Source organism: Synechococcus sp. LTW-R (assembly GCF_014217875.1).
Classification (GTDB): Bacteria; Cyanobacteriota; Cyanobacteriia; order PCC-6307; family Cyanobiaceae; genus Vulcanococcus.
The window spans coordinates 2218867-2244299 of record NZ_CP059060.1 but is presented as its reverse complement, the minus strand read 5'-3'; the positions used below and the strand labels follow the sequence as shown (position 1 = coordinate 2244299).

At 65.9% G+C, this 25433-nt stretch carries 30 protein-coding genes and 3 tRNA genes; 14 read left to right on the top strand and 19 right to left on the bottom strand.

Annotated features, from left to right (window positions below; all coding sequences use genetic code 11):
- Nucleotides 1-4: 4 nt before the first annotated feature.
- From H0O22_RS12400 to H0O22_RS12385, 4 genes are all read right to left on the bottom strand, one after another.
- Nucleotides 5-2440 carry an endonuclease MutS2 gene (locus tag H0O22_RS12400; RefSeq protein WP_185186926.1) on the bottom strand — a complete coding sequence of 812 codons (2436 nt, stop codon included), beginning with the start codon at nucleotides 2438-2440 and terminating at the stop codon, nucleotides 5-7.
- Nucleotides 2437-2841: a VOC family protein gene (locus tag H0O22_RS12395; RefSeq protein ID WP_185186925.1), complete on the bottom strand. Its 405-nt coding sequence runs from the start codon at nucleotides 2839-2841 to the stop codon at nucleotides 2437-2439. The genes H0O22_RS12400 and H0O22_RS12395 overlap by 4 nt, the downstream gene beginning before the upstream one ends.
- Before the next feature lie 63 nt (nucleotides 2842-2904).
- Nucleotides 2905-3906, bottom strand: coding sequence for a porphobilinogen synthase (gene hemB / locus H0O22_RS12390; RefSeq protein ID WP_185186924.1), 1002 nt, complete (start codon nucleotides 3904-3906; stop codon nucleotides 2905-2907).
- 102 nt (nucleotides 3907-4008) lie between these two features.
- Entirely contained in the window at nucleotides 4009-4215 is a 207-nt protein-coding gene (locus tag H0O22_RS12385; protein ID WP_370521452.1) for a hypothetical protein, read from the bottom strand.
- A 40-nt stretch (nucleotides 4216-4255) separates the two neighbouring features.
- Here H0O22_RS12385 and H0O22_RS12380 point away from each other — a divergent pair, with 40 nt between their 5' ends.
- Nucleotides 4256-4393 carry a hypothetical protein gene (locus H0O22_RS12380; RefSeq protein WP_185188460.1) on the top strand — a complete coding sequence of 46 codons (138 nt, stop codon included), beginning with the start codon at nucleotides 4256-4258 and terminating at the stop codon, nucleotides 4391-4393.
- A 211-nt stretch (nucleotides 4394-4604) separates the two neighbouring features.
- On the opposite strand, the gene gluQRS is transcribed toward H0O22_RS12380, so the two are convergent.
- From gluQRS to H0O22_RS12365, 3 genes are all read right to left on the bottom strand, one after another.
- Entirely contained in the window at nucleotides 4605-5573 is a 969-nt protein-coding gene (gene gluQRS / locus H0O22_RS12375; RefSeq protein ID WP_185186922.1) for a tRNA glutamyl-Q(34) synthetase GluQRS, read from the bottom strand.
- 73 nt (nucleotides 5574-5646) lie between these two features.
- Nucleotides 5647-5922: an HU family DNA-binding protein gene (locus H0O22_RS12370; RefSeq protein WP_010315164.1), complete on the bottom strand. Its 276-nt coding sequence runs from the start codon at nucleotides 5920-5922 to the stop codon at nucleotides 5647-5649.
- 195 nt (nucleotides 5923-6117) lie between these two features.
- On the bottom strand, nucleotides 6118-6852 hold the full coding sequence (locus H0O22_RS12365) for an MBL fold metallo-hydrolase (RefSeq protein ID WP_185186921.1): 735 nt from the start codon (nucleotides 6850-6852) through the stop codon (nucleotides 6118-6120).
- Between the two features lie 56 nt (nucleotides 6853-6908).
- On the opposite strand from H0O22_RS12365, the gene H0O22_RS12360 reads away from it, so the two are divergent.
- Entirely contained in the window at nucleotides 6909-8966 is a 2058-nt protein-coding gene (locus H0O22_RS12360) for a glycogen-debranching protein (protein WP_185186920.1), read from the top strand.
- A gap of 4 nt (nucleotides 8967-8970) precedes the next feature.
- Here H0O22_RS12360 and H0O22_RS12355 read toward each other — a convergent pair.
- A tRNA-Gly gene (locus tag H0O22_RS12355) sits at nucleotides 8971-9041 on the bottom strand.
- Between the two features lie 159 nt (nucleotides 9042-9200).
- Here H0O22_RS12355 and H0O22_RS12350 point away from each other — a divergent pair.
- The 5 genes from H0O22_RS12350 to plsY are packed head-to-tail and all read left to right on the top strand — an operon-like array spanning nucleotide 9201 to nucleotide 13276.
- The gene (locus tag H0O22_RS12350; RefSeq protein WP_185188436.1) at nucleotides 9201-10541 is read left to right on the top strand and encodes an MFS transporter; all 1341 of its coding nucleotides are present in this window, start codon (nucleotides 9201-9203) and stop codon (nucleotides 10539-10541) included.
- An 11-nt stretch (nucleotides 10542-10552) separates the two neighbouring features.
- Nucleotides 10553-11326 (top strand): ABC transporter permease, encoded by a 774-nt coding sequence (locus H0O22_RS12345; RefSeq protein WP_185186919.1) that lies wholly within the window; start codon nucleotides 10553-10555, stop codon nucleotides 11324-11326.
- Nucleotides 11323-11724, top strand: a complete 402-nt coding sequence (locus tag H0O22_RS12340; protein ID WP_255439324.1) for a DUF3119 family protein — start codon at nucleotides 11323-11325, stop codon at nucleotides 11722-11724. The genes H0O22_RS12345 and H0O22_RS12340 overlap by 4 nt, the downstream gene beginning before the upstream one ends.
- A complete protein-coding gene (locus H0O22_RS12335) occupies nucleotides 11721-12626 on the top strand; it encodes a DUF3086 domain-containing protein (protein ID WP_185186918.1) in 906 nt (301 codons plus the stop codon). The genes H0O22_RS12340 and H0O22_RS12335 overlap by 4 nt, the downstream gene beginning before the upstream one ends.
- Before the next feature lie 11 nt (nucleotides 12627-12637).
- Entirely contained in the window at nucleotides 12638-13276 is a 639-nt protein-coding gene (plsY, locus tag H0O22_RS12330; protein WP_185186917.1) for a glycerol-3-phosphate 1-O-acyltransferase PlsY, read from the top strand.
- On the opposite strand, the gene proC is transcribed toward plsY, so the two are convergent.
- The 6 genes from proC to der form a co-directional block, all read right to left on the bottom strand.
- Complete coding sequence (gene proC, locus H0O22_RS12325; protein ID WP_185186916.1) at nucleotides 13273-14082, bottom strand: pyrroline-5-carboxylate reductase; 810 nt, start codon at nucleotides 14080-14082, stop codon at nucleotides 13273-13275. The two genes, plsY and proC, sit on opposite strands and share 4 nt — an antisense overlap.
- Entirely contained in the window at nucleotides 14079-14636 is a 558-nt protein-coding gene (locus H0O22_RS12320) for a cell division protein SepF (RefSeq protein ID WP_185186915.1), read from the bottom strand. The genes proC and H0O22_RS12320 overlap by 4 nt, the downstream gene beginning before the upstream one ends.
- A gap of 94 nt (nucleotides 14637-14730) precedes the next feature.
- Nucleotides 14731-15378: a YggS family pyridoxal phosphate-dependent enzyme gene (locus H0O22_RS12315; RefSeq protein ID WP_185186914.1), complete on the bottom strand. Its 648-nt coding sequence runs from the start codon at nucleotides 15376-15378 to the stop codon at nucleotides 14731-14733.
- Between the two features lie 3 nt (nucleotides 15379-15381).
- Nucleotides 15382-15648 carry a PipX family protein gene (locus H0O22_RS12310; RefSeq protein WP_185186913.1) on the bottom strand — a complete coding sequence of 89 codons (267 nt, stop codon included), beginning with the start codon at nucleotides 15646-15648 and terminating at the stop codon, nucleotides 15382-15384.
- A 24-nt stretch (nucleotides 15649-15672) separates the two neighbouring features.
- A complete protein-coding gene (locus H0O22_RS12305; protein WP_185186912.1) occupies nucleotides 15673-16581 on the bottom strand; it encodes an energy-coupling factor transporter transmembrane protein EcfT in 909 nt (302 codons plus the stop codon).
- Between the two features lie 24 nt (nucleotides 16582-16605).
- Nucleotides 16606-17970 carry a ribosome biogenesis GTPase Der gene (gene der / locus H0O22_RS12300; RefSeq protein ID WP_185186911.1) on the bottom strand — a complete coding sequence of 455 codons (1365 nt, stop codon included), beginning with the start codon at nucleotides 17968-17970 and terminating at the stop codon, nucleotides 16606-16608.
- 140 nt (nucleotides 17971-18110) lie between these two features.
- Between der and H0O22_RS12295 the strand changes: the two genes are divergently transcribed.
- Complete coding sequence (locus tag H0O22_RS12295; protein ID WP_185186910.1) at nucleotides 18111-18494, top strand: L,D-transpeptidase; 384 nt, start codon at nucleotides 18111-18113, stop codon at nucleotides 18492-18494.
- A gap of 102 nt (nucleotides 18495-18596) precedes the next feature.
- Here H0O22_RS12295 and H0O22_RS12290 read toward each other — a convergent pair whose 3' ends face one another.
- Complete coding sequence (locus tag H0O22_RS12290; protein WP_185186909.1) at nucleotides 18597-19052, bottom strand: DUF1823 family protein; 456 nt, start codon at nucleotides 19050-19052, stop codon at nucleotides 18597-18599.
- A 28-nt stretch (nucleotides 19053-19080) separates the two neighbouring features.
- On the opposite strand from H0O22_RS12290, the gene dusB reads away from it, so the two are divergent.
- Nucleotides 19081-20088 (top strand): tRNA dihydrouridine synthase DusB, encoded by a 1008-nt coding sequence (gene dusB / locus H0O22_RS12285; RefSeq protein WP_185186908.1) that lies wholly within the window; start codon nucleotides 19081-19083, stop codon nucleotides 20086-20088.
- Here dusB and H0O22_RS12280 read toward each other — a convergent pair.
- Together H0O22_RS12280 and H0O22_RS12275 are read right to left on the bottom strand one after the other, a co-directional pair.
- The gene (locus tag H0O22_RS12280; protein WP_185186907.1) at nucleotides 20085-20726 is read right to left on the bottom strand and encodes a DUF4079 domain-containing protein; all 642 of its coding nucleotides are present in this window, start codon (nucleotides 20724-20726) and stop codon (nucleotides 20085-20087) included. The genes dusB and H0O22_RS12280 overlap by 4 nt on opposite strands.
- 5 nt (nucleotides 20727-20731) lie before the next feature.
- On the bottom strand, nucleotides 20732-21490 hold the full coding sequence (locus H0O22_RS12275) for a precorrin-2 C(20)-methyltransferase (RefSeq protein ID WP_185186906.1): 759 nt from the start codon (nucleotides 21488-21490) through the stop codon (nucleotides 20732-20734).
- A 56-nt stretch (nucleotides 21491-21546) separates the two neighbouring features.
- On the opposite strand from H0O22_RS12275, the gene H0O22_RS12270 reads away from it, so the two are divergent.
- Nucleotides 21547-22095 (top strand): acireductone dioxygenase, encoded by a 549-nt coding sequence (locus H0O22_RS12270; RefSeq protein WP_185186905.1) that lies wholly within the window; start codon nucleotides 21547-21549, stop codon nucleotides 22093-22095.
- On the opposite strand, the gene H0O22_RS12265 is transcribed toward H0O22_RS12270, so the two are convergent.
- Nucleotides 22092-22724, bottom strand: coding sequence for a tRNA-(ms[2]io[6]A)-hydroxylase (locus tag H0O22_RS12265; protein WP_185186904.1), 633 nt, complete (start codon nucleotides 22722-22724; stop codon nucleotides 22092-22094). The genes H0O22_RS12270 and H0O22_RS12265 overlap by 4 nt on opposite strands.
- Complete coding sequence (gene aroQ, locus H0O22_RS12260) at nucleotides 22721-23161, bottom strand: type II 3-dehydroquinate dehydratase (protein ID WP_185186903.1); 441 nt, start codon at nucleotides 23159-23161, stop codon at nucleotides 22721-22723. The genes H0O22_RS12265 and aroQ overlap by 4 nt, the downstream gene beginning before the upstream one ends.
- Before the next feature lie 92 nt (nucleotides 23162-23253).
- On the opposite strand from aroQ, the gene H0O22_RS12255 reads away from it, so the two are divergent.
- The 4 genes from H0O22_RS12255 to H0O22_RS12240 all read left to right on the top strand — a co-directional run bounded on the left by H0O22_RS12255 (nucleotide 23254) and on the right by H0O22_RS12240 (nucleotide 25416).
- Nucleotides 23254-23335 (top strand) — tRNA-Tyr (locus tag H0O22_RS12255).
- Nucleotides 23336-23345: 10 nt separating this feature from the next.
- Nucleotides 23346-23417: transfer RNA gene (locus H0O22_RS12250), tRNA-Thr, on the top strand.
- A 330-nt stretch (nucleotides 23418-23747) separates the two neighbouring features.
- Complete coding sequence (locus H0O22_RS12245; protein ID WP_185186902.1) at nucleotides 23748-23984, top strand: hypothetical protein; 237 nt, start codon at nucleotides 23748-23750, stop codon at nucleotides 23982-23984.
- Between the two features lie 52 nt (nucleotides 23985-24036).
- Complete coding sequence (locus H0O22_RS12240) at nucleotides 24037-25416, top strand: aldehyde dehydrogenase family protein (protein WP_370521451.1); 1380 nt, start codon at nucleotides 24037-24039, stop codon at nucleotides 25414-25416.
- Nucleotides 25417-25433: the final 17 nt, after the last annotated feature.

The following is a 25433-nucleotide window of genomic DNA, read 5'->3' as shown; positions in this document are numbered from 1 at the left end:
GGCGTCACTTCACCCAGATCACACTGCAGCCCTGGCCGCCATCGCCCTGGGCGGCGTCGCTAACCCGCTCCACATAGGGAACGCTGGAGAGCCACTCCCGCAGCCCGCGCTTGAGCTTGCCGGTCCCGATGCCGTGGATCACCCACACCGGCCCATTGGCGCCGCGCAGGTGTTCCTCCACGGCGGCCTCGGCTTCGTGCACCCGCATGCCCCGCACATCAATGGTGTTGCGCTCGGTCCGGACCTCCGGGCCCCGGCTGGCGGGATTGCGGCGACTGCGGATCGCCACCTGGGTCTCCGGTGGCGCGGGCTTCTCGCCCTGCAGCCCCTCAATGGCGGACAGCTCCAGGTTGAGGCGCATCACCCCGCAGCGGACGCTGAGCTCCCGGCCGTCTTCACTGAGGGAGAGAACCTCAGCGGCCTTGCCCAGGGAGAGGACGCGAACGCGATCGCCAACCTTGGGGAGCCAACCCTTGTGGTCCCGGCGCTCGGGCATCGGGCGATGCTGCTGCTCCAGCTGCTTGAGCTGCTGGCCGGCGCGGCGGGCGGATTCGCCCAGTTCGCCGGTGTCGCTGCCGCGGCCATGGCGCAGACGGCGAATGATGCGGCGCACCTCCTTTTGGCCATCGCGGATCGAGCGCTCCAGTTGCTGACGGCGTTGCTCCTGCAGCTCGGCGCTCTGCTCCTTCTGCTGCTGCCAGCGCTGCAGCAGCTCCTCGTGCAACAGCTCCGTGCGGGCCAGCAGAGAGGCCGCCTCTTCCGCCGCATCCTGCTGCCGTTGCCGTTGGCTCTCCAATCCGGCAATCACTTGATTCAGCTCCCCCTCACCACGGGGAGCGAGCAGGGCCTGGGCGTCCTTGAGGACGCTGCCGTCCAACCCCAGTCGCGTGGCAATGGCCAAGGCATTGCTGCGCCCCGGGATTCCCCATTGCAGGTGGTAGGTCGGCGAGAGGCTCTCAACGTCGAAGGCGACGGAGGCGTTCTCGAAGCGCGGGTCGTCGTACTTAAGCGCCTTGAGCTCCCCGAAGTGGGTCGTAGCGATGGTCAACCGCGCCCGATCGGCCAACTGCTTGAGCAGGGCGATGGCCAGCGCCGTGCCCTCGGTGGGATCGGTGCCAGCCCCCACCTCATCAAGGAGCACCAGTTGGGCACCGGCCTGGGTGGCCAGATCACTGCCAGCGGCGGGCAGCGCCTCAAGGATCCGGGCGATCCGCCGCACATGGCCACTGAAGGTGGAGAGGTTCTGCTGCAGGGACTGCTCATCGCCGATGTCCGCGAGAACCTGCTGGCACCAGGGCAGCCGCGGTGACCCCTTGCAGGGCACAAAGAGGCCGGCCCGAGCCATCAAGACCGCCAAGCCCACGCTCTTGAGGGTCACGGTCTTGCCGCCGGTGTTGGGACCGGTGATTGCCACGACCCGCAGGCTGCTCTCCACGCGAACGCTGACGGGAACCACCGCCTGTCCGCCTTGGCGACGCTCCTGCCAGAGCAGGAGGGGATGGCGCAGTCCCTCCAGCTGGAGAGGCGCCAGGGGGTCCGCCTCCAGCTCGGGACGCACCGCCCCCAGCCAGGCGCCGTAGCGGGCCCGGGCCAGGGCGAGATCCAACTGGATCAGGACCTGCTGAAGGTGCTCGAGCGCCGGCTGTTCGTCGCCCACCAGGCCGCTGAGGTCCTGGAGCACCGCCCGCTCGGCCTCGCGCTGCTCACCTTCGAGTTGGCGAATGCGGTTGCCCAGGGGAATCACCGCCTGGGGCTCAATGAAGACGGTGTTCCCGGAGGCGGAGCTGTCGTGCACCAGACCGGGCAACTGACTGCCGGCACCGGCCTTCACCGCCAGGACCGGCCGGCCATTGCGCTCGGCCACCACGGTGTCCTGGAGCAGCGCGGCATAGCGGCGAATCAGCTCATTGAGGCGATCGCGGCGTTCCATCCGCACCGACGCCAATTGACGGCGCAAGCCAGAGAGGGGCGGACTGGCACGATCCGCCACACGCCCCCCATCCTCAATGCAAAAGCGCAGGCGCTGCTCCAGCTCCGGCAGGGTCCGCAGGGGCTCCACCAGGGCCGTCGTCACCGGCCGGAGCTCGGGGTCATCGATCTGACGGCGTAGGCGCCGGGCCGCCGCCAGGGTGGTCGCCACAGCCAAGAGATCATCACCACTGGCCACGCCCCCCTTGGCGCAGAGCTGCAGGGTGTGATCCAGGTCCGCGGCACCCTGAAAGCTCAGGCCGCCTTCAACCAGGCCGTCGAGCGCCAGCAGTTCGGTCGTCTCGGCCAGCCAGCCCACGCTCTGCTGACGGGTCGAGGCCAAGGGCAGCCGGGCCGCCACGCCAAGGCCCGCAGCGGTGCTGGCGAAGCTGGAGACGTGTTGAGCCAGCCGCGGCCACTCCAGCAGCTCCAGGGCCTCCTGTTGGATTGGCGCGTGCAGCTCAGCCGTCACGAGTAGGTCAAAGGAATCGGCTCAGCTCCGATATTGGAGGGCAGCCCACCCGCGGGCTCGTAGAGCATCTCCAGCCAATTGCCCTCGGGATCCTGCATATAGAAGGAAGCCGTGCCATCGCGGTGGTCATGGACCGGACCACAGGTGTGCCCCTTGGCCAGCAGCTGCTCGCGCACCTGGTCCACTTCGGAGCGGTTCTGGACGTGAAAGGCGAAGTGGGGGCCAGCCGCCTTGTAGTCGGGGCTGAGCAGCGCAATGCCCTCACCGGTCGACCACTGGACGTAGCACCAGTCGTCGGCTTCCCAGGTCAGCCGCAGACCCAAGTCGAGATAAAAGCGCTTGGCCCGCTCCATGTCCTGCACCCGCAGGGCGACATGGCCAAGGCGATGGTTACAGGACATGGGATACGGGTCGACCAACCCATTGTGAGCTGGCCGCACTCTCAACCGTTGATGGGGGGCTCTTCAGCCCTGGCGCATCCACTCAGCCGCATCACAGGCGTGATACGTGAGGATCAGGTCCGCGCCGGCGCGCTTGAAGCAGAGCAGGGTTTCGAGCACCACCGCGCGCTCATCGATCCAACCCTTCTCAGCGGCCGCCTTGACCATGGCGTACTCGCCACTGACGTTGTAGGCCGCGATCGGCAACTCACTCTCCTCGCGGAGACGGTGAATAATGTCGAGATAAGCCAGGCCTGGCTTGACCATCATGATGTCGGCGCCCTCTTGCTCATCGAGCTGGGCCTCGGTGATGGCCTCGCGGGCGTTGGCCGGATCCATCTGGTAGGTGGACTTGTCCTTCGGGATGGGCTTACTGGCCACCGCACGGGGGGCGGAATCCAGGGCTTCGCGGAAGGGGCCGTAATACGCCGAGGCGTATTTCGCCGTATAGCTAATGATGCCGACATGCTCGAAGCCTTCCTCATCGAGGGCTTCGCGGATGGCGCCGACCCGCCCGTCCATCATGTCGCTGGGACCGATCAGATCGGCACCGGCTCGGGCCTGAGCCACGGCCTGCTTGCAGAGCAGGGCCACGGTTTCGTCGTTGAGCACGACCCCTTCGCCGCTGACGATCCCGTCATGGCCATCGCAGGAATAGGGATCCAGGGCGACGTCGGTCATGATCGCCATCTCGGGATGGACTTCCTTCAGGCGGCGGATCGCGCGAGGAATCAGGCCCCCCTCGTTGAAGCACTCAGCGCCGTCCTCGGTCTTCAGTCCATCGGCCACCTTGGGGAAGAGGACCACGCAGCGGATCCCGAGGTCCCAGGCGCGACCGACTTCCTGCACCAGCCCGTCGAGGCTCCAGCGCTGGCAACCCGGCATGGCCCCGATCGGCTCATTGCTGGCCCCCTCGTGGACAAAGAGGGGATAGATGAAGTCAGCCGGGCTGAGGGAGTTCTCCCGAACCATGGCCCGCAGGGCAGGAGAACGGCGCAGGCGGCGGGGGCGGTAGGTGAGCTCCATCGGGGGCTGGCTCAGCGAACTCGAGGTGGGGCGGATCCTACGGAGCCCCTCTTGATCCAGCCAAACCTTGAACGGTTTCGTCAGCTGCCGAGCTGGGACTGATCAGGTCTCGTTGCCGCCGAACATGTCGTCGTAGCCCTGATACGGGTCGTATTCAGCCCAGCCGGGACTGGCTTCGTTGAACAGGCCGTAGCGGGCCGCCTCGTCATCCAGCAGCGTGTTTCCGGTCGGCCGGGTGTTGCAGGTCACCCCCCCATCTGGCGTTGGCTGACAGTCGTCAAAGACCACACCAGCCTGGGCAGAAGCCAAGGCCAAGCAACAGTTCAAAACGAACAGAGCGCCTGAGAGGATGGGCGCCGCTTGCGCCTTGGCCGCGATGTACACCGACTGGACCTCCCTCGCTCTGCTCCTGCTGACCGCCACCCCCTTGTTGGCGGTTGTGGCCACGACGGCGTTCTTCATCTGGCGGCAGAAGACGAAGCGTTGATCACCAGGACTGTGCCCTGACCAACGCACTGCAAACACGTGCGATACCCGGCGGTTTGGCTGCGCTGAATCCCGCTGCCGCCACAACAGGAACAGGGCTGAGCGCCCTGTTTCCCGGTTTTGTTTCCCCGCTCCTCGGACCTGGCCATGGGCCGCTCCTGGTGATGGACTCACTCTGGTCGCAACAAGTGAATTCGATCCCAAAGGGATCCTTAAGACTCCGCCCTGGGCTGGATCAAGCGCTGCCGTAAGGGCTCCAACTGGCACTGCTGCAGAAGCTCCTGAGCACTGAGCTCAGCGCCCTCTGGAACCAGATCCAGGGAAGCGGCCAGGCGACCAATCACGGCATTGGGCCCCAGTCCCTCGGCCTGCCAGTCGGCAAGACCCTGGCCGCCATCGCGCTTGGAGAGGCGCTGGCCCTGGCCGTCCATCCAGAGGGGCAGGTGCCAATAGCGGGGCGGCTCAAGGCCCAGGCGCTCGAGAACAGCGACCTGCGGTCCGGTGGCCGGCCAGAGATCGAGGCCGCGCACAACATCAGCGATGCCGAGAGCCCACTCATCGACCGCGGTCGCCAGGTGATAGGCCAAGAAGCCATCCGCCCGGCGCAAGACCACGTCGCCCACCTCCTGAGGGCCGTCTAAGCAACCCTCAGGACCCAGCTCTTCCTGCCAGCGGAGCCGGCCCGGCTCAAGGCGAAGCCGCCAACTCGGCAGGCGTTCATCCTCCAGGCCCCAACGGGGAGCCAGGGATCTGCAGAAACCGGGGTAGACCCCCGATCGGCCATGGGGGGCCGAGACATCCGCCAACATCCGGCGGCTGCAGCGGCAGGGGTAAAGCTGACCACTGCGACGCAGCGCCGAAAGGACCGTCGCGTAGAGACCACGGCGTTCGCTCTGGCGCAGCACTGGCCCGTCCCAAAGCAACCCCAGCCAACGCAGGTCCTCTTGGATGCTGGCTTCCGCGCCGGGGCGGTTGCGCGGCGTATCGAGATCGTCGATGCGCAGCAACCACTCCCCACCCTGGAGCCGCGTGATCAGCCAGGACAGCAGGGCCGTGCGCAGATTGCCCAGATGCAGCCGCCCCGTCGGAGAGGGGGCATAGCGACCACGGCGAGACGATGCCCGCAGATCAGCAACCTCGGCCTGCAGGGACCGGAGGTGATGCGGAAGCAGGTCAGTCATCGTGAACCCTGACATGCAAAAGGGCGGCCCGAAGGCCGCCCTCTGGTCTACATCGCGAGTGGATGAGGCGTGATCAGCCCTGAACGCGATCCTTGAACAGCTTGCCGGCGGTGAAAGCAGGCACGCGCTTCGCGGGGATCTTGATCTTTTGGCCGGTCTTGGGGTTCAGGCCTTGACGGGCGGAGCGCTCGCGGGGCTCGAAGGAGCCGAAGCCGAGGATCGACACCTTTTTGCCTTCGACAACCGAATCGATGATGGTGTCGATAGCCGCGTCGACCACCTGGGCCACGTCGGTCTTGGTCAACTCGGTGCGAGCAGCCACGAGATTGACGAGGTCAGCTTTGTTCATCGGAATGGAAGCCTCTGGGCTCAGTAGCAGCAGGGCGGAGTGAGAAAGCCCCGCCACCACTGGTTTCAGCGCGCCAATGGTATGGGGGTTGGCAAGGAGCGGCAACCTCAAAAGCCCTTTTCCCATGCCGTTTTTGCCACATTTGCTGCCGAAATCAGCGCTTTTGCGCCCATTTGTGCCCGGACGAGCCGTCTTCTAGAGGGGGTCCTGGCCCTCTAAAGCCGCCCAATCCAAGGCCTCCAACTGCTTCTGAGCGTCGGCGATGAGGGCCTCGCCGCGCAGGGCCCCGAGGCCAGCCCCGCTCGCCAAAGCGACCGGAGCGGAGCTCGGCAACCAGTCCTTCAGGGCCTCAAGACTGCGCAGCCAGCGCCCCCAATGGAACGAGCGGCGGGTACGCAAGGGACGGGCTTGACCTTCAGCCACAGGGCTGAGAAGCCGCCCGCAGAACAGCAAGGGCGCGCCGTTCAAGGCCCGATCGGCGAGAAGAACAGCGCTGCCGGGCGTGGGGCCAGGGGTCCAACGCAGGTGGTAACCGGGGCCGAGGGAGTGCTCAGAGCCGAACGGTTCAAGTCCCGCCACGTTGGGGAGGAGGTAGGCCTCCTGCTCCTGCAGGGACACCGGCCAGCCCAACGCGTCTTGGAAGCGACGCGTGCGCCCGTGGCCATCCCGGCTGGTCAAGACCAGGCGACCTGGGCCGCGCTGCTTGAGGAAGTCCAAGTTCGCCTCGCTCAGACCCGGACAATCGATCAGGAGGCCAGAACAGCCCTCCAAATCCGGGGTCTCCAGCCACCAGGCCGAACCGCCCAGCGTTTCGCGGTTGGGGGCAAACAACCAGAGATCCTCCAGGACCTGGCGGGGCGGGCGCCCATCCGGCAAAGGCTCTGCAAAGACCAAACCGGATGCAGCCGGCTGGGATTTCTGCTCACTCATGACAGGGCGCATCCGCTCGACCACCTTTAGTTTGTGGCAGCAGCCCGCAGGATCCGTTGGCTTCGATCCACCTCGGACAGCCCTGGCCCCTGGGGGCGCAAGCCACCTCCAGGGGGGTGAACTTCTCCCTGGCCGCCCCTAGCGCCAGCCGGATCGAGCTGTTGCTGTTCCGCGATGGGAACGCCAGCGAACCCGAGCACACCGTTGAGCTGAGCAGCCAGCACCACCGCTCCGGGGACATCTGGCACGTCGAGGTGGAAGGCGTCGGCATTGGCTGCTGCTACGCCTACCGGGTCTTCGGCCCCCTCCAACCGGGGCAACACGGCTACAACCCCTCCAAGTTGCTGCTGGACCCCTGCGCCCGCGCCATCACGGGGTGGGACGTCTACCAGCGCACCGATGCCCTCGGAGGCATGCCGAACACGGCGAAGTGCCTCAAGGGGGTGGTGACCGAGCGGGATCGCTTTGATTTCAGCGCTGCACCGCGGCCGCGCCACAGCTGGCAGCGGACCCTCATCTACGAACTGCATGTGGGGGGCTTCAGCCGCGGACAGGGCAGCCCCGTCAGCCCGGAGGCCCAGGGCACCTACCTGGGGCTGATCGAACTGATTCCTTATCTCAAGGAGCTCGGCATCACCACGGTCGAACTGCTGCCCGTGATGGCCTTCGACCCCCATGACGCGCCGGAAGGGCGGATGAACTACTGGGGCTACAGCCCCTTGAGTTGGCTTGCACCCCACCACGGCTACCAGCAGGGAGACGATCCCCTGCAGATCCGCCATCAGGTGCGCCAACTGGTGACCGCCTGCCATCAAGCCGGTCTTGAGGTCCTGGTGGATGTGGTCTACAACCACACCTGCGAGGGCAACCAAGCCGGCCCAACCCTGAGCTGGCGCGGCATCGACGACCGCCTCTACTACCACCAGAACGCCAAGGGGGATTACCTCGATGTCAGCGGCTGCGGCAACTCCATCGCCGCCAACCGCCCCCTGGTGCGGCGCCTGATCCTCGAATCCATGCGCTGCTGGGCCCTCGAGCTCGGTGTCGACGGCTTCCGCTTCGACCTCGGCATCGCCCTCAGCCGCGGCGAAGAACTGGCCCCCCTGGACAAACCACCACTGTTTGAAGAGATCGAAGCCGATCCGGAACTCTCCGATCTGAAGTTGGTGAGTGAGCCCTGGGACTGCGGCGGGCTCTACCGACTCGCTGATTTCCCCGCCAAGCGGATTGGCAGCTGGAACGGACGCTTCCGCGATGACGTCCGCCGCTTCTGGAAAGGGGATGACAAGAGCTGCTGGGCGATGGGACAAAGGCTGAGCGGCAGTCCGGATCTCTTCGGGGGGCAACCGGCGGCGCTCGGCCGCAGCGTCACCTTCCTCACCGCCCATGACGGCTACACCCTGAGCGATCTCGTCAGCTACGGCGGCAAACACAACCTGGCCAACGGCGAGGACAACCGCGACGGGGATAACCACAACAACAACTGGAATCACGGCGCAGAGGGCCCCTGCAGTGACCCCGCAATCCAGGCGCTGCGGAACCGGCAACTGCGCAACCTGTTGGCCTCACTGCTGCTGGCCCCAGGGGTGCCGATGCTGCTGATGGGCGATGAGGTGCGCCGCAGCCAAGGCGGCAACAACAACACCTGGTGCCAAAACAACATCCTCGGCTGGATGCATTGGGCGCCGGATGCTGACGATCTCGCCCTCAAGCAGTTCCTGCAACGCCTCGTTCAAATTCGCCACCACTGGGCGGATTTGTTCAACCCGGAGGTGCCCCACGCGGAAGCCAAGTCACCCCGCTTCGATCAACCAGGACACCTGATTCGCCAGTGGCATGGCCCCAAACTCGGGCAACCGGACTGGGCCAGCTGGTCCCACACCCTGGCCTGGAGCCTGAATGATCGCCAACGCGGCCCCCTGGTCTGGTGCGGCATGAACGCCTACTCCGAGGACCTGCGCTTCGAAGTGCCCAAGGCGGGTCGCGGTTGGCTCCAGGTCGTCAACACCGGAGAGGCCGATGCTGCGCCGGCAGAACCTCAGCCCTGGAGCGGTCCAGCACAGGTCCTGAAGAGCCGCAGCCTGGTGCTCTTGGTGGAGCAGAGCTGCTTCTAAACGAAGCGGGCTGCGGGAATCGAACCCGCATCATCAGCTTGGAAGGCTGAGGTTTTACCACTAAACTAAGCCCGCAGCAGTACAAACGCACTAGGGCGTCTGGTGCTGAGCGTCAGCGGAACGGCTTTCGCGCTGACTAGAGCATTATGACCTGCGTTCGGGACAGCGTCCTTGGCCGCCACGCCTCAAGCCCCTAGCGATGCCGCCGATCTGCGCGGCCGCCCTCGGCAGCGTTTGCTTTGGGCCTATGGACTCGGAGACGTGGGCACCGGCATGGGCGCCTCCCTCATCGGTTTCTATCTGCTGCGCTTTTACGTCGCAGCGGGACTCCCCCCCTGGCTGGCGGGTCTGGCCTATGGACTTGGACGGCTCTGGGATGCCGTCAATGATCCGATCGTCGGCTGGTTGAGCGACAAGACCGTCAACGCCAAGCTCGGCCCCCGTCTCCCCTGGATCCTCTGGAGCGCCGTTCCCCTGGGGGCCTCGATGGCTCTGATGTGGTGGCTTCCCCCCTGGGAGAGCGTCTGGACCAAGTTCTGGGTGTTCCTGGTGGTCTCGGTCGTCGCCAACAGCCTCTACACCTGCGTCAACCTGCCCTATACAGCCCTCGCCGCCGAACTGACGACCGACGTCGGCCTGCGCACCCGGCTCAACACCTCGCGCTTCACCGGTTCGATCCTGGCCACGATCACCGCGGCCCTGCTCGCTGGGGTGCTCGTCGGGAACCTGGGTGACCCCTCCTCGTACTTACCCGTCGGCCTGGTCTCCGGCGTGATCATCAGCGCCTCCGGCCTGCTCTGCGGCTGGGGCCTGCTGCCTTCTGCGCGCAACTGCCAACGGCCAGAACCCACCCCAGGCACAACCCGCAAGCTGCTCCGGCGGGTGGCCCAGAACGGCCGCTTCCTGATGGTGTTGGGCCTCTACCTCCTGCTGTGGTGCTCCCTGCAGCTGATGCAAGCGGTCTCCCTCTTCTTCCTGCCGGTGGTGCTCCAGGTCCCCGAAGGGCTCAGCAAGCTGATCCTGCTGCCCTTCCTGCTCAGCTCCCTCGGGGGTCTCTGGCTCTGGAACACCGTCTCCCACCGGGCTGGACGCCTTCAAGCCCTGCGCCAAGGCGGGCTGCTTTGGATTGCCGGCTGCCTGCTGGTGATGGTGCTGCAGCCACTGAACCCGGCCCTGCCAGTCCTGGCCGCCAGCAATCTGTTCAAGCTGATCCTGTTGCTGCTTTCCATCGTTCTGGCCGGGGTGGGAGCCTCCACCGCCTATCTGATCCCCTGGTCCCTCTTGCCGGATGCCATTGACGCCGATCCGGAGAAGCCGGCCGGCCAATACACCGCCTGGATGGTCCTGGCCCAGAAGGTCTGCATCAGTGCCGTGATCGCCCTGTTGGGCATGGTTCTGAGCGCCAGCGGCTACGACGAAGCCCTGGCGAATACCGCCCAACCCACCAGTGCCCTGGTGGCGATCCGGCTGTGCATGGGCATCATTCCCGCAGTGTTGGTGGTTCTTGGCTTGGTGGTGACGCGCCGCTGGCCGGAGAGGGGCCTCCACCTTCAAGGTCAGTCCCCCGCCAGCTAGCTCAACGTTCCATGCCCGCCCGTCGCCTCCCCGCCTGGCTTCGCCCCCGCTGGCTCACTCGCCTGGGCGAGAGTTTGCTGATTGGAGGCCAAGCGGTCTCGGCCCTGGCCAAGGGCCAGATCAACCCCAACGACCTGATCGTGGAATTGATGGAGGCCGGCCCCGGCAGCTTCCTGATCATCCTGATCACCGGCCTGGCGGCCGGCACGGTGTTCAACATCCAAGCCGCCTCGGAACTGGTCAAACAAGGGGCCGGATCCACCGTGGGCGGGATTCTTGCCCTGGGATTGGCCCGGGAAATTGCGCCGATCCTCACCGCCACCCTGGTGACCGGGAAGGTCGCCACGGCCTACGCCGCGCAGCTGGGGACGATGAAAGTCACCGAACAGATCGATGCGATCACGATGCTGCGCACCGACCCGGTCCAGTACCTCGTAGTTCCGCGCCTGCTGGCGATGGTCGTGATGACCCCGGTCCAATGCCTGGCCTTCTTCGGGGTGGCGATCTGGTCGGGTCAGGTCAGCAGCGCCATCCTCTACAACATCCCGCCGGACGTCTTCTGGACCTCGGTGCGGGGCTGGATGCAGCCCTCTGATCTTCCGGCGATGCTGCTGAAGGCCGGGGTCTTCGGCCTGCAAATTGCCGTCATCGCCTGCGGCTGGGGCTTAACCACCCGGGGGGGCCCCAAGGAAGTGGGCACCAGCACCACCGGTGCAGTGGTCATGATCTTGGTGACCGTCTCCCTGATGGACGTCGTCTTGACCCAATTGCTCTTCGGCTCATGAGCCCTTCAACCGTGACCGGCGCGGGCCCCAACCCAGAGCAGGGCGCGATCCTGGCGCCAAGGGTCTGGGTGCCCATCGGCGTCCTCGCCTTGGGCCTGGCCTGCCTACTGATCAATCTCTGGGCCGCTGCCCTGGTGAGCGTCTTTGGGCTCTTCCTGCTGATCCAGAGCCAGATCCTGCGTTTGCAGTTCTGCGGCGATGCCCTGATCGTCTGGCGCGGCGACACCGTCCTGCGCCGTTTCCCCTACAGCGAATGGCTGACTTGGACGGTGTTCTGGGGGCCCGTCCCCGTGCTGTTCTATTTCCGTGAACAGCAGAGCATTCACTTCCTGCCGGTGTTGTTTGATGCCACAAGCCTGCGCGAGCAGCTCAACCGTCACGTGAGCGCCCAGCCATGAGCGAAGACGCCACCAACTCCACAGCACCCCAGCCCGACGACTGGAAGGAGCTCGCCACCAGCGAACTGCGTCAGCAGCGCGAGGCGCTCCAACAGGAGATCAGCGAGCTCACGAGCCGCCGCGATGCCCTCCAGGAGGAAATCAACAGCAGCTTTGCCGGCCAATCCGACTCCATCGCCCGGCGGGTGAAGGGGTTCCAGGACTATCTGGTCGGAGCACTCCAGGAGCTGGCGGTGTCCGCCGAACAGATGGAGCTAGTGGTGCAACCGCTTGTGGTTCAGCCCTCCCCCCTCGATCAAGCGGCCGCCGCCGAAGCGCAAGCCGCCGCCGTGGTGGAAGCCCCGGCACAGGCACCCGCGGGGCTCTTCAGCAATGACGAAGTCCTGATTCGCGATCGCCTCGAGAGCTTCCAAGGGCAGGCCGATTTCTATGCGGATCCCTGGAAGCTGCGCCGGAGCCTGGAGCCCGGCGGCGCGGCCCTCCTCGAGGACTGGTTCCTCGGCCAAGGCGGCCGGGGCGCCCAGCCCAGCTGCGGCAGCCGCAACCGCAATGCCCTGACCACCGCCGCCGCCATCTCGATCCTGGGCGAGCTCTACGGCGAGCGCTTCCAAACCTTGGTGCTGGCGGGCATGCCGGAGCGACTCGGGGAATGGCGCCGCGGCCTGCAGGATTGCCTGGGCCTGAACCGCGAAGACTTCGGACCCAGCAGCGGCATCGTCCTCTTTGAGCGCGCCGATGCCCTCATTGAGCGGGCCGATCGCCTCGAGGAGCGCGGCGAACTCCCCTTCATCGTCGTCGATGCGGCCGAGCCCGCCGTCGAAGTGCCGATCCTGCAATTCCCAGTCTGGCTGGCCTTTGCCGGCAGCCCCACCGAACTCGCCCTAGAGGATGACCTGCTGTGACCGACTTTTTGATGGCGCCACTCTTCACCCTGGTGCTGGCCTATCTCCTCGGGTCCTTCCCCAGCGGCTACCTGGCGGGGCGTTGGCTCAAAGACGTCGACATCCGCACCCTGGGCTCCGGCTCCACCGGAGCCACGAACGTCCTGCGCCAAATCGGCAAGGGCCCCGCTTTGGTGGTGTTCCTGATCGATGTGCTGAAGGGCACCGCCGCGGTGCTTCTGGCCAAAGCCCTACTCCAACCCGATGGCTACAACGCCCTGAGTGATTGGTGGGTGGTCGCCGCAGGTTTGGCAGCATTGGCCGGCCACATCTGGCCCATCTGGCTGGGCTGGCGTGGGGGCAAGGCCGTGGCGACCGGATTGGGGATGCTGCTGGGCCTGACCTGGCCCGTCGGCCTGGCCTGCTTCGGGGTCTTCCTGACGGTGATCAGCGTCAGCCGCATCGTCTCCCTCTCGAGCGTGCTCGCCGCCCTGAGCCTGCCGCTGCTGATGCTGGCGCGCTTCGCCTCCCTCGGCGAAGCTGTCCGTCCGGCCTACCTCAGCCTCTCGATCGTCAGCGCCGTGCTGGTGATCTGGCGCCACCGCAGCAACCTGAGCCGGATCACTGCGGGCACCGAGCCCCGCCTGGGGGACAAGAAAAAAGAGGCCTAGCCCAGGGCGCGGCTGCGCTCAGCGGCCGCAACAACAGCCTCGATCAAGGCCGACCGCAGACCCGCGCGCTCAAGGGCGCGGACCCCGGCAATGGTGGTGCCTCCCGGGCTGGTCACCATGTCCTTGAGCTGGCCAGGGTGCAGCTGCTGCTCGTGCAACAGCGCCGCCGTGCCCGCCAATGTGCGATGGGCCAAATGCAGGGCCTGCGCCCGAGGCAGGCCGGACGCCACGGCACCATCGGCCATCGCTTCAGCCACCAGAGCCACAAAGGCCGGTCCGGAGGAGGTCAGCGCCAAAAAGGCATCCAACTGGGTTTCCGGCAGCTCGAGCACCTCGCCGACCTGGGCGAACAGCTCCAGCAACCAGCGCTTCTGCTGCGCATCCACACCCTCGCCCCAGGCCAATGCCGTCAGGCCAGCGCGGACCAAGCAGGGGGTGTTGGGCACCGAGCGCACCACCCGCCAGCCGGGGAAGAGCCGCTGCAGGCGCTCGAGCTTCACCCCCGCCAACACAGAAACCAAGAGGGGCAACGTCCCCGGCGCGGGAGCGGGTGCTGCGGACGCCACGGCGTCGAGCTGTTGCGGTTTGACCGCCAGCAGAACCACGGGAGCGGCCCAGGCCTCTTGGCCATCGACACTCACCCGCAGGTTCTCGCCCTGGAGCCGCTGGGCCGAAGCCTCAGACGCGACCACGGCACGGACGGCCGTGCGTTGCACCAGACCGCTCTCGAGCCATGGAAACAGCAAAGCCTGGGCCATACGGCCCAGGCCAATCACCCCAAAGGTGGTGGGGGAGGTGGTGCTCAACCGACGTTCGCGCCGTACTCACGGCCCCAAGCGGGGGTGGGGGCGATGTCCTGGGGCTCGTCAACGCTCTCGCGGGAGACGACGGTGGGAGCCGAAGCTTCCTCGCTACCGGCGCTGGTCACGGTGACGCAGCTGGGGGCGAACAGGAAGATGCTTTCGCCGACGCGCTCTTGATGGCCATCGATGGCGAAGGTGCCGCCCGCCACGAAGTCCACCGCACGCTGAGCCTGGTCGGGCTCCATCATCGTGAGATTGAGGATCACGGTCTTGCGCTCGCGCAGGGCCTGAATCGCGCGGGGCATCTCGTCGAAGCTGCGGGGCTCCATCAAGGTGACTTCCGCCGCCGAGGTGGAGATCCCAGGCATGCCGATCACGTTGCTGCCCGCGAAGGGATCAACGGCATCGAAATCGCTGGTCAGCGCGAGTGCACCAGAGGGGGTCGAACCGCTGGTTTCAGGCATGTCGCCCTGGTCGTAATCCAGATCCTCATCGTCGTAACCGTCGAGGTAATCGTCTCCAGAGACAACTGCACGCAGGCGGGAGAACAACGACACCGTGAAACCTCGGATTGGGCTTTTGACTTAGATAGCGTCCCACGCGTGTGCTGACAAGGGTTTCAGCGAATCATTGTTGGCTTTTTTGCTGGTTTCAAGGCTTCGGACCAAACAGGGCTGAGCCCACCCGCACCCAGGTGCTCCCGGCGGCAGCCGCCTCGGGCCAATCGCCACTCATTCCCATCGACAATTCCGGCAGCCCTAAACGCTGCGCGAGAGCCGAACACTCCGCAAAAAGGACCTGCCGTTGAGGCGCCTCCAACCCCAGGGGCGCCATGGTCATCAGACCCACAATCCGCAGGTTGGGGAGCTGCTGAAGCCGCGGCCATTCCTGCTCCAATGCATCAGCGGAGAGCCCCCCTTTGTTCGGATCTGGGCGCAATTTCACCTGCAGAAAGACCGCGGGACGGAGCCCCTCCTCACCGGCAATCCGTGAGACCCGCTCGGCCAAGGCCAGGGAATCCACGGAGTGAACCACGCTGAATTGCTTGAGGACTGGCCGCACCTTGTTGGCCTGAAGACGACCAATGAAATGCCAATCCAACCCGTCGAGATCGGCCAGCTCCTGCTGCTTGGCCGTCGCCTCTTGCAGGCGGCTCTCACCAAAACTGCGCTGCCCGGCTTCAGCCAAGGCGCGGATGCTGCTTGCTGGATGCCCCTTGCTCACCGCCAGCAGGCGGGTGTGGACGGGCAACTGCTCGTTCAGGGCCTGAAGACGGGCTGCAGCAGGGGAGGGGCCCAATCGTTAGATGAAGGTCTTATCGAATAATTCTCGCCAGCCCGCATGCACTTCGGGGCCTTCGCGGCGGGCGCGGTTGAGGTTTTGCTCGGCGAGATGGCGCGCATCCATCAAGGGAATGACTTCGAATTCGACGCTGCGGCCCTGCACGGTCACCAGGAAAAACATCCGCTGGGCGTAGAGGGTGGCGTACAGCTCGCGCCCTTCACCGGCCTCGGCCACGCGATACAGCAGACCAAAGGTGGGGTGATTGAGGTAGCGCTCGTTGCTCACACGCCTAGGACGGCCAACCGTCTATCAAAGCGCACCGAAGCGCCAGCGCAGCGCCAACACCGCCAGCAGCCCGAGCCAGCCCAGGGCCTGAAGCAGGGGCGCCCGCAGGCGAGACCGCAGCAGCTGCGAGGGCGCGACCCACTGACCACCCCGAGCCAAAAGGGCTTCCGCACCCTGTTCTGCCCTTAACAACACGTTGGCCAGCAGGCGCTCGCCCAGGGCCAACACCAGCCCGACCGACGCCTGAAAGCCCAAGCGCCGCAGGTTGACCGAACGGGTGGCCAGGGAGCGCAGCAGGTTCTGAAACTCCTCCTGCACCAGCGGCAGGAACCGGAGAGCCAGCAGCAAGGTGAAGCCGAGGCGCTCCACGGGGACCCCCAAGCGAGCCAGGGGAGCCATGCACCAGCTCAAACCCCACACCAACTCCTCCGGCGGAGTCGTCAGCAGCAGCAGGTTGGCGCTGTGAATCACCGTGAAGAGCAGCGTGGCGCTGTTGACCCCCAGCTCCGCTGAGCGGCGGGTCACCACCAATGGCCCCAAGGGCAGCGGGCCCAGTTGAACCGGCCCCAACCTCACCAACTCCCAACGCATCCCCTGGTGTTCCGCCCCGAGCTCCAGCTCCTGGGGCGGCCGGTTCAAGGAGGCTGGCGCCAGTGATCCCGTCGGCAGGGTGGTGGCCAGGCCCCCCACCAAGAGCGAGAGCACGAGCAACAGTGGCAGAGTGCGGCGCCAGAGGCGCCAGGGCAGACCACTGAACGCCGTGAACACCAGCAGCAAGCCGACCAGGGCCAGGCGCCACCAGGGGCCGGCCAGGATCGGGGTAAGCAAAAAGGCCACCGTCCAGCTCAGCTTCAAGCGGGCATCGAGAAGCCGCAGCCAACTGCTCGTCCCATCGACGTACTGACCAATGGGGATCTGCCGCAACCAATCCATCAGGGCTGACGCGGGATCAGGTGATCAGCGTCCCCGGGCCTGCTGCCGAGCCAGATCCCGCTCCGCGTCGCGCTGCTGCTTGCCGCGCCAGAACAACTTGAGCGGCGACCCCTCAAAGCCCAGACCCTCACGGATTTGCCGTTCGACGTAGCGACGGTAAGTGTCCCCAAACAACTTCGGGTCGTTCACGAACAGGGTGAAGCTCGGAGGCCGCACAGCCACCTGGGTGCCGTAGTAGATCCGGCCTTGGCGACCGCCGCGGCTGGTGGGGGGAGAGCGCCAACTGACGGCTTCCCGGAGCACCTCGTTGACCACGGACGTGCTGACCCGGCGGCGGTGCTGCTCGACCGCCACGGCCGCAATCGCAAAGATGCTTTCCACCCGCTGACCGGTCAGCGCGGAGGTGAAGAGCATGGGCGCCCAATCGAGGAAATAGAGCTTGGCCCGCAGCTCCTTTTCCATGGCCGGCATGGTGTGGCTGTCCTTTTCGATGGCGTCCCACTTGTTCACCACCACGACGCAGGCCCGGCCCTCTTCTTCAATGCGGCCCGCCAGGCGCTGATCCTGCTCGGTGACGCCATCGAGGGCATCGATCACCAGCACACAGACATCGGCGCGCTCTATCGCTTTGAAGCTGCGGTTGATACCGAAGTACTCCGGCCCGTAGTTGACGGAACGGCGACGGCGAATGCCGGCGGTATCCAGCAATTTCCAGGGCTTCCCTTCCCGCTCGATCGAGGTGTCGATCGTGTCCCGGGTGGTGCCCCGAATCGGGCTGACGATGGCCCGCTTCTCGCCGCAGACCGCATTGAGCAGGCTGGACTTACCCACGTTGGGGCGGCCAACGATGGCCATTTGGATCGGCTCTTCCCCCTCCAGCTCCTCGGCGGCGGGCAGGTGGTCCACCATCCGGTCGAGCAGATCGCCGGTCCCCGCACCGTGGATCGCGGAAATCGGGTAAGGCTCCCCAAGGCCCAGGCTCCAGAACTCCGCCGCCATGGCAAGACCCGCCTCGGGCGACTCGCATTTGTTGACCGCGAGCAGCACCGGAACGTTGTGTCCCCGAAGCCACTCGGCGATGGACTCGTCGGCCGCGGTTAAGCCCTGCTGACCATCGGCGATGACGACCGCGACGGAGGCTTCCGAGAGGGCCAAGTTGGCCTGCTCGCGAATCTCCGGCAGAAATTCACTGTCGTCGTCGAACACCAGGCCGCCGGTGTCGACCACCTTGAAATGGCGGTCGCGCCAATAGCCCTGTTGATAGGTGCGGTCGCGGGTGACCCCCGGTTCGTCGTGAACGATGGCCTCGCGACTGCGGCAAAGGCGGTTCACAAGCGTGGATTTGCCCACGTTGGGGCGGCCAATAATGGCAACGACGGGCAACGCCAAAGAGTTATCGCAACAACTGCCGTATTCCGACCCTACAGGCCGGCAGAAGCGAAAATCTTTCCGCTAGTCTCAAAACGAGACCAGGCGAGTCTCGCTAGAGGGAGGGTGTTCTGTCCCCCGCCCGACGGCGGTCTCCCGCGATGGTGGAACTGATTGCCTCGATCGTGGTCGATCTCTCCGACCAGAAGCTCTACGTCTACAACCAACAACAAGAGCTCGTTCGCACGGTGCTGGTGAGCAGTGGCAAAGGCGCCACACCCACACCGATGGGAGTGGGCCAGGTCTACGACAAGTACCGGAGCGTGACCATGCGCGGCCGGGGCTATGTCGCCCCGAATGTGCCCTGGGCCATGTGCATCACCCAGAACGGAATGATCTGCATGCATGGGGCTCCTTGGCAGGAGCAGGCCAACGAAGCCTTTGGCGTGCCCCGCAGCCATGGCTGCATCCGCATTCCCAGCCCCCATGCCCGCTGGTTGTTTGAGAACACACCCAAAGGAACGCCCGTCAGCATCCAGGCCTGACCATGCGGGAGGGGAGTCCCAGCCGGATCCTGCAGCTCCTGAGCTTGGAGCTGTTGATCGTCGGCCTGTGGGTCTTGGCGCTGCCTGCCCACCAGCTGGGGATCAGGCAATCGGCAGATCGCCCGGATGCCCCTGGACTGGATCGGCCGGTTGATCCAACAGCGAAGGCATCGGCCCGCTGACGGGCAGGGGCTCGCCCCGCTGCGCCAAGTGGGCCAACAGCCAATTCACGGCGGTCGCCCGGCGGGTCCGGCGGGGATAGAGGCCGCCGATCTTGTAGCCCCCGAAACCCAGCTGCTCCTTCAGCAATTGCTTGAAGGGCTTAGGGACCGATCGGGTTAAGGCCACGCTGGCTGGACGCTCGGCAATGAACTGCGGCTCAGTGGGGAAGGACTCCAGCCAGCTGGCCTCCGTCTCTGGGCCGGCGCTCCAGATCCCCGCGCCATCGGGCTCGTATCCCAGGCGCGGCCAGATCAATTCGCAGACGAAACGGTCGCTGGTGCGGTCCTCCAGGACCGCCTCCAAGAGCTCGCGACTGAGGGGGTAGGGAACGGGCATCGACCTGGAGTCCGAGAATCGGATCACCATGATCACGCCCACCCTCTCCAGCGCTCCGCTCCAACTCCCCGGCCGTGGGGCAGCGCGGGAGCTGCGCTGCCGCGCCCTGCAGTCGCCGCTCGCCGGGGTGAGTGATCGGATCTTCCGGGGTCTGGTGCGCCGCTGGGCCCCCGATGCCCTGCTGTTCACCGAGATGGTCAACGCCACCAGCCTGGAGCTGGGCCATGGCCTGCAAAAGGTAGAGGAGCTCGCCCTCGAACAGGGTCCGATCGGGGTGCAGCTGTTTGATTACCGGCCGCAATCCATGGCCGATGCCGCCCGCAGGGCGGAAGCCGCCGGGGCTTTCCTGATCGACATCAACATGGGCTGCCCGGTCAAAAAGATCGCCAAAAAAGGTGGTGGCAGCGGACTGATCCGCGAGCCCGACCTGGCCAGCCGGATTGTGGAGACGGTCGCAGCGGCGGTCTCGATCCCGGTCACCGTGAAGACCCGGCTGGGCTGGTGCGGCAGCGACCTGAACCCGGTGGCCTGGTGCCGGCAGCTCGAGAACGCCGGGGCCCAATTGCTCACCCTCCATGGGCGCACCCGCGAGCAGGCCTTTAAAGGAAGCGCGGATTGGGAGGCCATCGCCGCGGTCAAACGGGCCCTCGCGATCCCGGTCATCGCCAATGGCGATGTCAATTCCGCCGCCGATGCCCTGCGCTGCCTGGAGCAAACGGGAGCCGATGGGGTGATGGTGGGCCGGGGCAGCATGGGGGCCCCTTGGCTGGTGGGCCAGATCGATGCGGCCCTCAGCGGCCGGTCGATCCCCGAGGAGCCCACACCACTCGAGCGGGTGCTGCTGGCCAAAGAACAGCTGGAAGCCCTCGTGGCAGCCAAAGGCGACCACGGACTCCTCATTGCCCGCAAACACATGGGCTGGACCTGCAACGGCTTCACCGGAGCACCCCAGCTGCGTCACGCCCTGATGCGCGCACCGACCCCTGCCGAAGCGGTGGCGCTGCTGGATCGCACCGCCGCGGCTCTCTCGGCCTAGTGGCCGCCGATCTGCAAGAAGTCGCGGGTGCCGCTCACCCCTTGGACGGCAAACAACAGGAGGATCAGCACGTTGGCGCTGATGTGCAGCTGCCGCAGCCGAGGGATGCGCTTGATCTCAGGCCGCGCCGAGAGGGTGAACAGCATCAGGCCGCTCAGGAGCACCCCGGCCCAATAGTGGGAGCTCCAGAAGCCAGCGCTGAAGGGGTTGTCCGAGAGCCGCCAGATCTCAGGCTGACTGCCCAAACCCAGAACGCCGGCCCAGCAGAGCAGCGCAAAGATGGCTCGCCACAGGGCGCGACGCACCCGCAGGAGCGCCGCCAGGGCCACCAAGGACCCGGCCGAGACCAACAGCAACAGCGCCAAACGACTGACGCCGCCGCTGAAGTCCGCGCCGGCCTCCAGGTAGGCCTTGCTGAAGGAATAGACCAGGGCAATCAGCACGGCAACGATCACGCCCACCGTCAGCCAGAGGCCATGGTCCGCGTGCTCCTGGGGCACCGGCTCGGGCTGTTTGGTGATCCCCAGGCGCTTCTCGCGCACGAGCAACCCCAGGCGCACCGTCGCCCCCATCAAGGGATAGACGAAGAGGATCACCAGCACCGGGTGCAGCAGGGCGAACCAGTCGATGGTGCTCATGGCATTCAGGGCAGAACCTCAGGCCAACCCTGACGGATCAGCAGGAGTGAAAAGTAAGGCTGCTCATCGGCCGTGATCGCATCCGCGCGGGCCAAGAGCTGATCGGGCCAGCCCACCCGTTGGGCGAACAGGCTGCTGCCAAGCAGTCCGCGCCGCTCCAGCTGCGGCTGCACCCAGCGCCAGCGGCGGCCCAACTTCAGCAACGCCAACACCGCCTGTTGAGCAGCGGCCCAATCCAGCAAAGCCTCGAGCTCAGCGGGGGTCTCGGGAGTGGGTCGAATCAACAGCCCCTCCTGCTGCAGGGCCAGGGGCCAGGGCAGGCCCTGACCGGAAGCGGCCGCCGCGGCCGCAGCCGCGGCCGTGATGCCTGGAATGACGGCCACCGGAACCGAGGGATGGCGATCGGCCAAGGCCAACAGGGCGTAGGAGCAGCTCGCGAACAGGGAGGCATCCCCCTCGCAGAGCAAGACCACCGCCAGCCCCCGCTCCGCCTCGGCCGCCAGGGCATCGGCGGCCTCACGCCAGGCCTGCTGCCGCGGCTCGGCCTCAGCCACCATTGGGAAGAGCAGGGGCAGACGCCGCTGTTCCGCCGTGATCCACGGCGCGGCAATCTGCGCCGCCATGCCCTCGGCGTCGGCGCGCGCGACCGGATAGGCGACAACGTCCGCGGACTCGATGGCCTGAACCGCCGCCAGGGTCAACAGGTTGGGGGCACCGGGACCAACCCCCACCAGGGTGACTGCCGCGGCAGGGCTGGGGCGCATGGACAGGGGGCTCAGTCGGCCCCTTTCTAGGCTGATGCCACTCAGCGGGATGAGCGATGAGCGACCTGCAGGTGTTCGACGCCACGGGCGAGGCCGCGCAGCTGCCCAAGCTGACCACCAACGATCCAACCGTCATTGCCGCTGAACTCGCCGAACGCGGCATCGGCTTTGAGCGCTGGCCAGCCCGCGCCGAGATCCCCGCCGGAGCCGGCCCCGATGCGGTCCTCGCCGCCTATGCCCAAGAGATCCAGGCGGTGCAAGCGCGCGGCAGCTATCCCACCGTCGATGCCATCCGGATGACCCCGGATCACCCCGATCGCGAAGCACTCCGCCAGAAGTTCCTCTCAGAGCACACCCACGCCGAAGACGAGGTGCGCTTTTTCGTCGAAGGTCGCGGGCTGTTCTGCCTGCATCTCGGCGAGGAAGTCCTGCAGGTGCTCTGCGAAGCCGATGACTGGATCAGCGTTCCCGCCGGCACCAAGCACTGGTTCGACATGGGCGCCGAACCCTCCTTCTGCGCCATTCGCTTCTTCGACAACCCCGAAGGTTGGGTCGCGCAATTCAGCGGCGACCCAATCGCGGATCGCTTCCCCCGCCTGAGCTAGATCCCGATTCCCACCGAGTGCATCCGCACCAGGTCGGGACGCTCCAAGCTGCCACTCAGGGCCTCGGCTTCGACAGCCGCCAACTCCTGAAGCCGCTCCACGGTGACCTCGCGACCGAAACGCTGCTCGCACAGCACCCAATACAGGCCGAAGTGCCGCGCCTCACTGGCGAGCAGCTCGCCGTACAGCGCCTGAAGTTCGGGGTCCGGGCTCTGGGCCGCCAACAGGGCCATGCGCTCATGGCTGCGGGCCTCGATCAAGCCCGCCACCAAGAAGGTGTCGAGCATCCGTTGCGGTTCGGCCTTGCGGACCTGCGCCATCAGGCTGGAGCCATAGGCGGGGGCCGGCAGCGTCTTCAAGGGAATGCCGCGGCGCTGCAACAGGGCCAGGACCTGCTCAAAGTGCTCCAACTCTTCGCGGGCCAGGGCGCTGAGCTGCTCCCCCAATTGCTCATCGGAGGGGTAGCGAAACATCAACTGCACGGCCACCCCGGCCGCCTTGCGCTCGCAGTGGGCGTGATCGATCAAGACCAAATCCGGGCGTGCCACGGCCTGCTCCAACCAAGCCTGGGAACTCGGGGCCGCCAACCATTTCACCCGTGCCGTCTGGCTCTGAAGGACCACCGTCATGACACGGTCCGCAACTTGGTCACCAAACCCTGCAGCGCCAAGGAGTAGCTGGCGGGACCAAAGCCGCTGATCACCCCTAGCGCCTGATCCGCCAGATAGGAGTGATGCCGGAAGGCCTCGCGGGCATGGACGTTGCTCAGGTGAAGCTCCACATAGGGAATCGCGACCCCCAGCAGAGCGTCCCGCAGGGCAACGGAGGTGTGGGTGAAGGCCCCGGCGTTGATCAAGATTCCATCCACCTGGCCGCGGGCCTGATGGATCCGGTCGACAAGGGCCCCTTCGTGGTTGCTCTGGAAGCAGGTGAGCGCAACGCCCAGATCGCCGGCTTCAGCGCTCAGGCGCTGCTCGATGGCCTCCAAGGTGTCGGCGCCGTAGAGCCCCGGCTCGCGCTGCCCCAACAGGTTGAGGTTGGGGCCGTTCAGCAACAGCAGGTGCATCGGAGCCGGCCAAGGTCAAGGTCCACTGCGGCGATCGTAGGGAGAGTGCCTAGAGGGGCCCCACCGGCTGGTAAGTTCTTGAGGTGTGGTTCGGGTCGGTGCCCGAGTGGTTAATGGGGGCGGACTGTAAATCCGCTGGCTCTGCCTACGTTGGTTCAAATCCAACCCGGCCCACCTTCCACATGCCCTTGTAGCTCAGCGGTAGAGCACTCCCTTGGTAAGGGAGAGGTCACGAGTTCAAGTCTCGTCAAGGGCTTCCAAAACACCGACAAGTCAAGCGGCACCAGACTTGTCATCCCACCGGCTTTCGAGCCGGTTTTTTTGTGCCTGTTAAGGGGACAAATGGATTCATCGCTCAGGGCTACATCTTCCGGCTCCCAAATCGTCTTGGTCCTCCGTTGACTCACCTGCCGTCTTCCCGAGAAGACGGCAGTTTTTGCGCCTAGTAATCACAAAGCCTTGATTGAGTGAAATCCTCTTGCAATCAGAGGGAGCACAGGGAAGAAAACACACGGGTTTTGTGGACCAGGGGAGCCCTAGCAATCCGCGCGCGTGAAATGCTGAAGACCCCACAGCCCTCCAACGGATGCTGAAGTCGCTCGCTCTGCGCCGAGTCTTGATCTACTTCGCGCTGAGCAGCGCTGGCGTCGCCGTGGTCAGCCAGTTGGATTTGGACCAGCGCAGCGCTGGCGTGATTTACGTGCCGATGTTCATCGGCATCTATGTCTTCTCCCGCTGGATCGAAGCCAAGGTTTCAGGCCCTCCGGTGACCACAACCACCGCAGAGAAGACCCCAAGCAAGGGCTTCCTGGAGAAGTCCTGACCACGGGGGTTCCGCTGCGGTCCATAGGGTGACCAAGCGCTTCTCTTGTCCCGTGCTCCAGCTGAGTGCCCCCATCGCCGCGATGCGTCAGCTGATCAGCGACGGCACGAGCCGACCCCTGCAATGGCGCCTGGAGCAGCTCGATCGGCTCGAAGCCGCCCTCAGCGCCAACAGTGATGCCGTGCTAGCCGCCCTGGCCAGCGACCTGGGCAAGCCCGATGTGGAGGCCTACTTCGAGGTCGTCGCGGTGCGCCAGGAGATCAACCTCTGCCGCAAGCGACTGCGGCGCTGGATGGCCCCCAAGACGGTCAGCGTGCCCGTGAGCCAACGGCCGGGACGGGCTGAGGTCATCGCCGAGCCCTTGGGCTGTGTCCTGATCATTGGCCCCTGGAATTACCCGTTCCACCTGGCACTTCAGCCCCTCGTGAGCGCTCTGGCAGCCGGGAATACCGCGATCCTCAAACCCTCTGAGCACGCCCTAGCTACGGCCGCGTTGATCAGCGCGTTGATCACGCAGGCCTTCCCGCCGGAGATCGTCCAAGTCGTGCAAGGGGATGGGAACACCGCCCAAGCCCTGCTGGCTGAGCGGTTTGACCACATCTTTTTCACCGGTGGTGAGCGCATCGGCAAGGTCGTGATGGCTGCCGCCGCGCAGCACCTGACCCCGGTGACCCTGGAGCTCGGCGGCAAGAGCCCGGCGGTGGTCCTCAGCGATGCGGACCTTGAGGTCACCAGCCGCCGACTGGTCTGGGGCAAGTGCCTCAATGCCGGTCAGACCTGCATCGCCCCGGACTATCTCCTGGTGGAGCGCAGCATCCGCGCGGCCTTGGTCCAGGCCCTGGGGGAGCGCATCACGGCGTGCTTTGGGGAGGAGCCTCTGCACTCCAGCGACCTGGCCTCCATCGTCAATGCCGCCCAATACCAGCGGCTCAGTGGACTCCTGGAGCAAGCCCGAGAGCGGGGTCAGATCCTGCTGGGGGGAAGCTGCGACCCAGAGCGGAGGCGCATCGCCCCGACCGTGATCGCGGTCCGTGATCCCGAGGACCCACTGATGCAGGAGGAGCTCTTCGGGCCGCTGCTGCCGGTGCTGGAGGTGGATGACGTGCAGCAGGCGATCCAGTGGATCAACCAACGTCCCAAACCCCTCGCGCTCTATCTCTTCAGCCGCTCAATGCAGCACCAGGAAACCGTGCTCCGGCAGACCAGCTCCGGTGGGGTCTGCTTCAACGATGTCGTGATGCAGGTCGGGGTTCCCGAACTCCCCTTCGGAGGGGTCGGTGCCAGCGGCATGGGGGCTTATCACGGCCAAGCGGGATTCGAAACCTTTTCCCACCGCCGCAGCGTTCTGCGACGCCCCTTTGCCCTGGATTTGCCCTTCCGCTACCCCCCCTACGCCGGACGTCTCCCCTTGATGCGTCGACTGCTGGGCTGAAGCTATTTCCATGCCTT

Excerpts from the sequence above, each read along its gene's own strand:
- H0O22_RS12340 (WP_255439324.1), top strand. The coding sequence starts at position 11,323 with ATGAGCCCTTCAACCGTGACCGGCGCGGGCCCCAACCCAGAGCAGGGC.
- aroQ (WP_185186903.1), bottom strand. The coding sequence starts at position 23,161 with ATGCACCTGCTGTTGCTGAACGGCCCCAACCTCAACCTGTTGGGGCAG.
- H0O22_RS12365 (WP_185186921.1), bottom strand. The coding sequence starts at position 6,852 with ATGAGTGAGCAGAAATCCCAGCCGGCTGCATCCGGTTTGGTCTTTGCA.
- H0O22_RS12270 (WP_185186905.1), top strand. The coding sequence starts at position 21,547 with ATGAGCGACCTGCAGGTGTTCGACGCCACGGGCGAGGCCGCGCAGCTG.
- H0O22_RS12265 (WP_185186904.1), bottom strand. The coding sequence starts at position 22,724 with ATGACGGTGGTCCTTCAGAGCCAGACGGCACGGGTGAAATGGTTGGCG.
- H0O22_RS12275 (WP_185186906.1), bottom strand. The coding sequence starts at position 21,490 with ATGCGCCCCAGCCCTGCCGCGGCAGTCACCCTGGTGGGGGTTGGTCCC.
- plsY (WP_185186917.1), top strand. The coding sequence starts at position 12,638 with ATGGCGCCACTCTTCACCCTGGTGCTGGCCTATCTCCTCGGGTCCTTC.
- H0O22_RS12345 (WP_185186919.1), top strand. The coding sequence starts at position 10,553 with ATGCCCGCCCGTCGCCTCCCCGCCTGGCTTCGCCCCCGCTGGCTCACT.
- H0O22_RS12290 (WP_185186909.1), bottom strand. The coding sequence starts at position 19,052 with ATGCCCGTTCCCTACCCCCTCAGTCGCGAGCTCTTGGAGGCGGTCCTG.
- hemB (WP_185186924.1), bottom strand. The coding sequence starts at position 3,906 with ATGGAGCTCACCTACCGCCCCCGCCGCCTGCGCCGTTCTCCTGCCCTG.
- H0O22_RS12280 (WP_185186907.1), bottom strand. The coding sequence starts at position 20,726 with ATGAGCACCATCGACTGGTTCGCCCTGCTGCACCCGGTGCTGGTGATC.
- dusB (WP_185186908.1), top strand. The coding sequence starts at position 19,081 with ATGATCACGCCCACCCTCTCCAGCGCTCCGCTCCAACTCCCCGGCCGT.
- H0O22_RS12245 (WP_185186902.1), top strand. The coding sequence starts at position 23,748 with ATGCTGAAGTCGCTCGCTCTGCGCCGAGTCTTGATCTACTTCGCGCTG.
- H0O22_RS12335 (WP_185186918.1), top strand. The coding sequence starts at position 11,721 with ATGAGCGAAGACGCCACCAACTCCACAGCACCCCAGCCCGACGACTGG.
- H0O22_RS12370 (WP_010315164.1), bottom strand. The coding sequence starts at position 5,922 with ATGAACAAAGCTGACCTCGTCAATCTCGTGGCTGCTCGCACCGAGTTG.
- H0O22_RS12380 (WP_185188460.1), top strand. The coding sequence starts at position 4,256 with ATGGGCGCCGCTTGCGCCTTGGCCGCGATGTACACCGACTGGACCTCC.
- gluQRS (WP_185186922.1), bottom strand. The coding sequence starts at position 5,573 with ATGACTGACCTGCTTCCGCATCACCTCCGGTCCCTGCAGGCCGAGGTT.
- H0O22_RS12395 (WP_185186925.1), bottom strand. The coding sequence starts at position 2,841 with ATGTCCTGTAACCATCGCCTTGGCCATGTCGCCCTGCGGGTGCAGGAC.
- H0O22_RS12295 (WP_185186910.1), top strand. The coding sequence starts at position 18,111 with ATGGTGGAACTGATTGCCTCGATCGTGGTCGATCTCTCCGACCAGAAG.
- H0O22_RS12305 (WP_185186912.1), bottom strand. The coding sequence starts at position 16,581 with ATGGATTGGTTGCGGCAGATCCCCATTGGTCAGTACGTCGATGGGACG.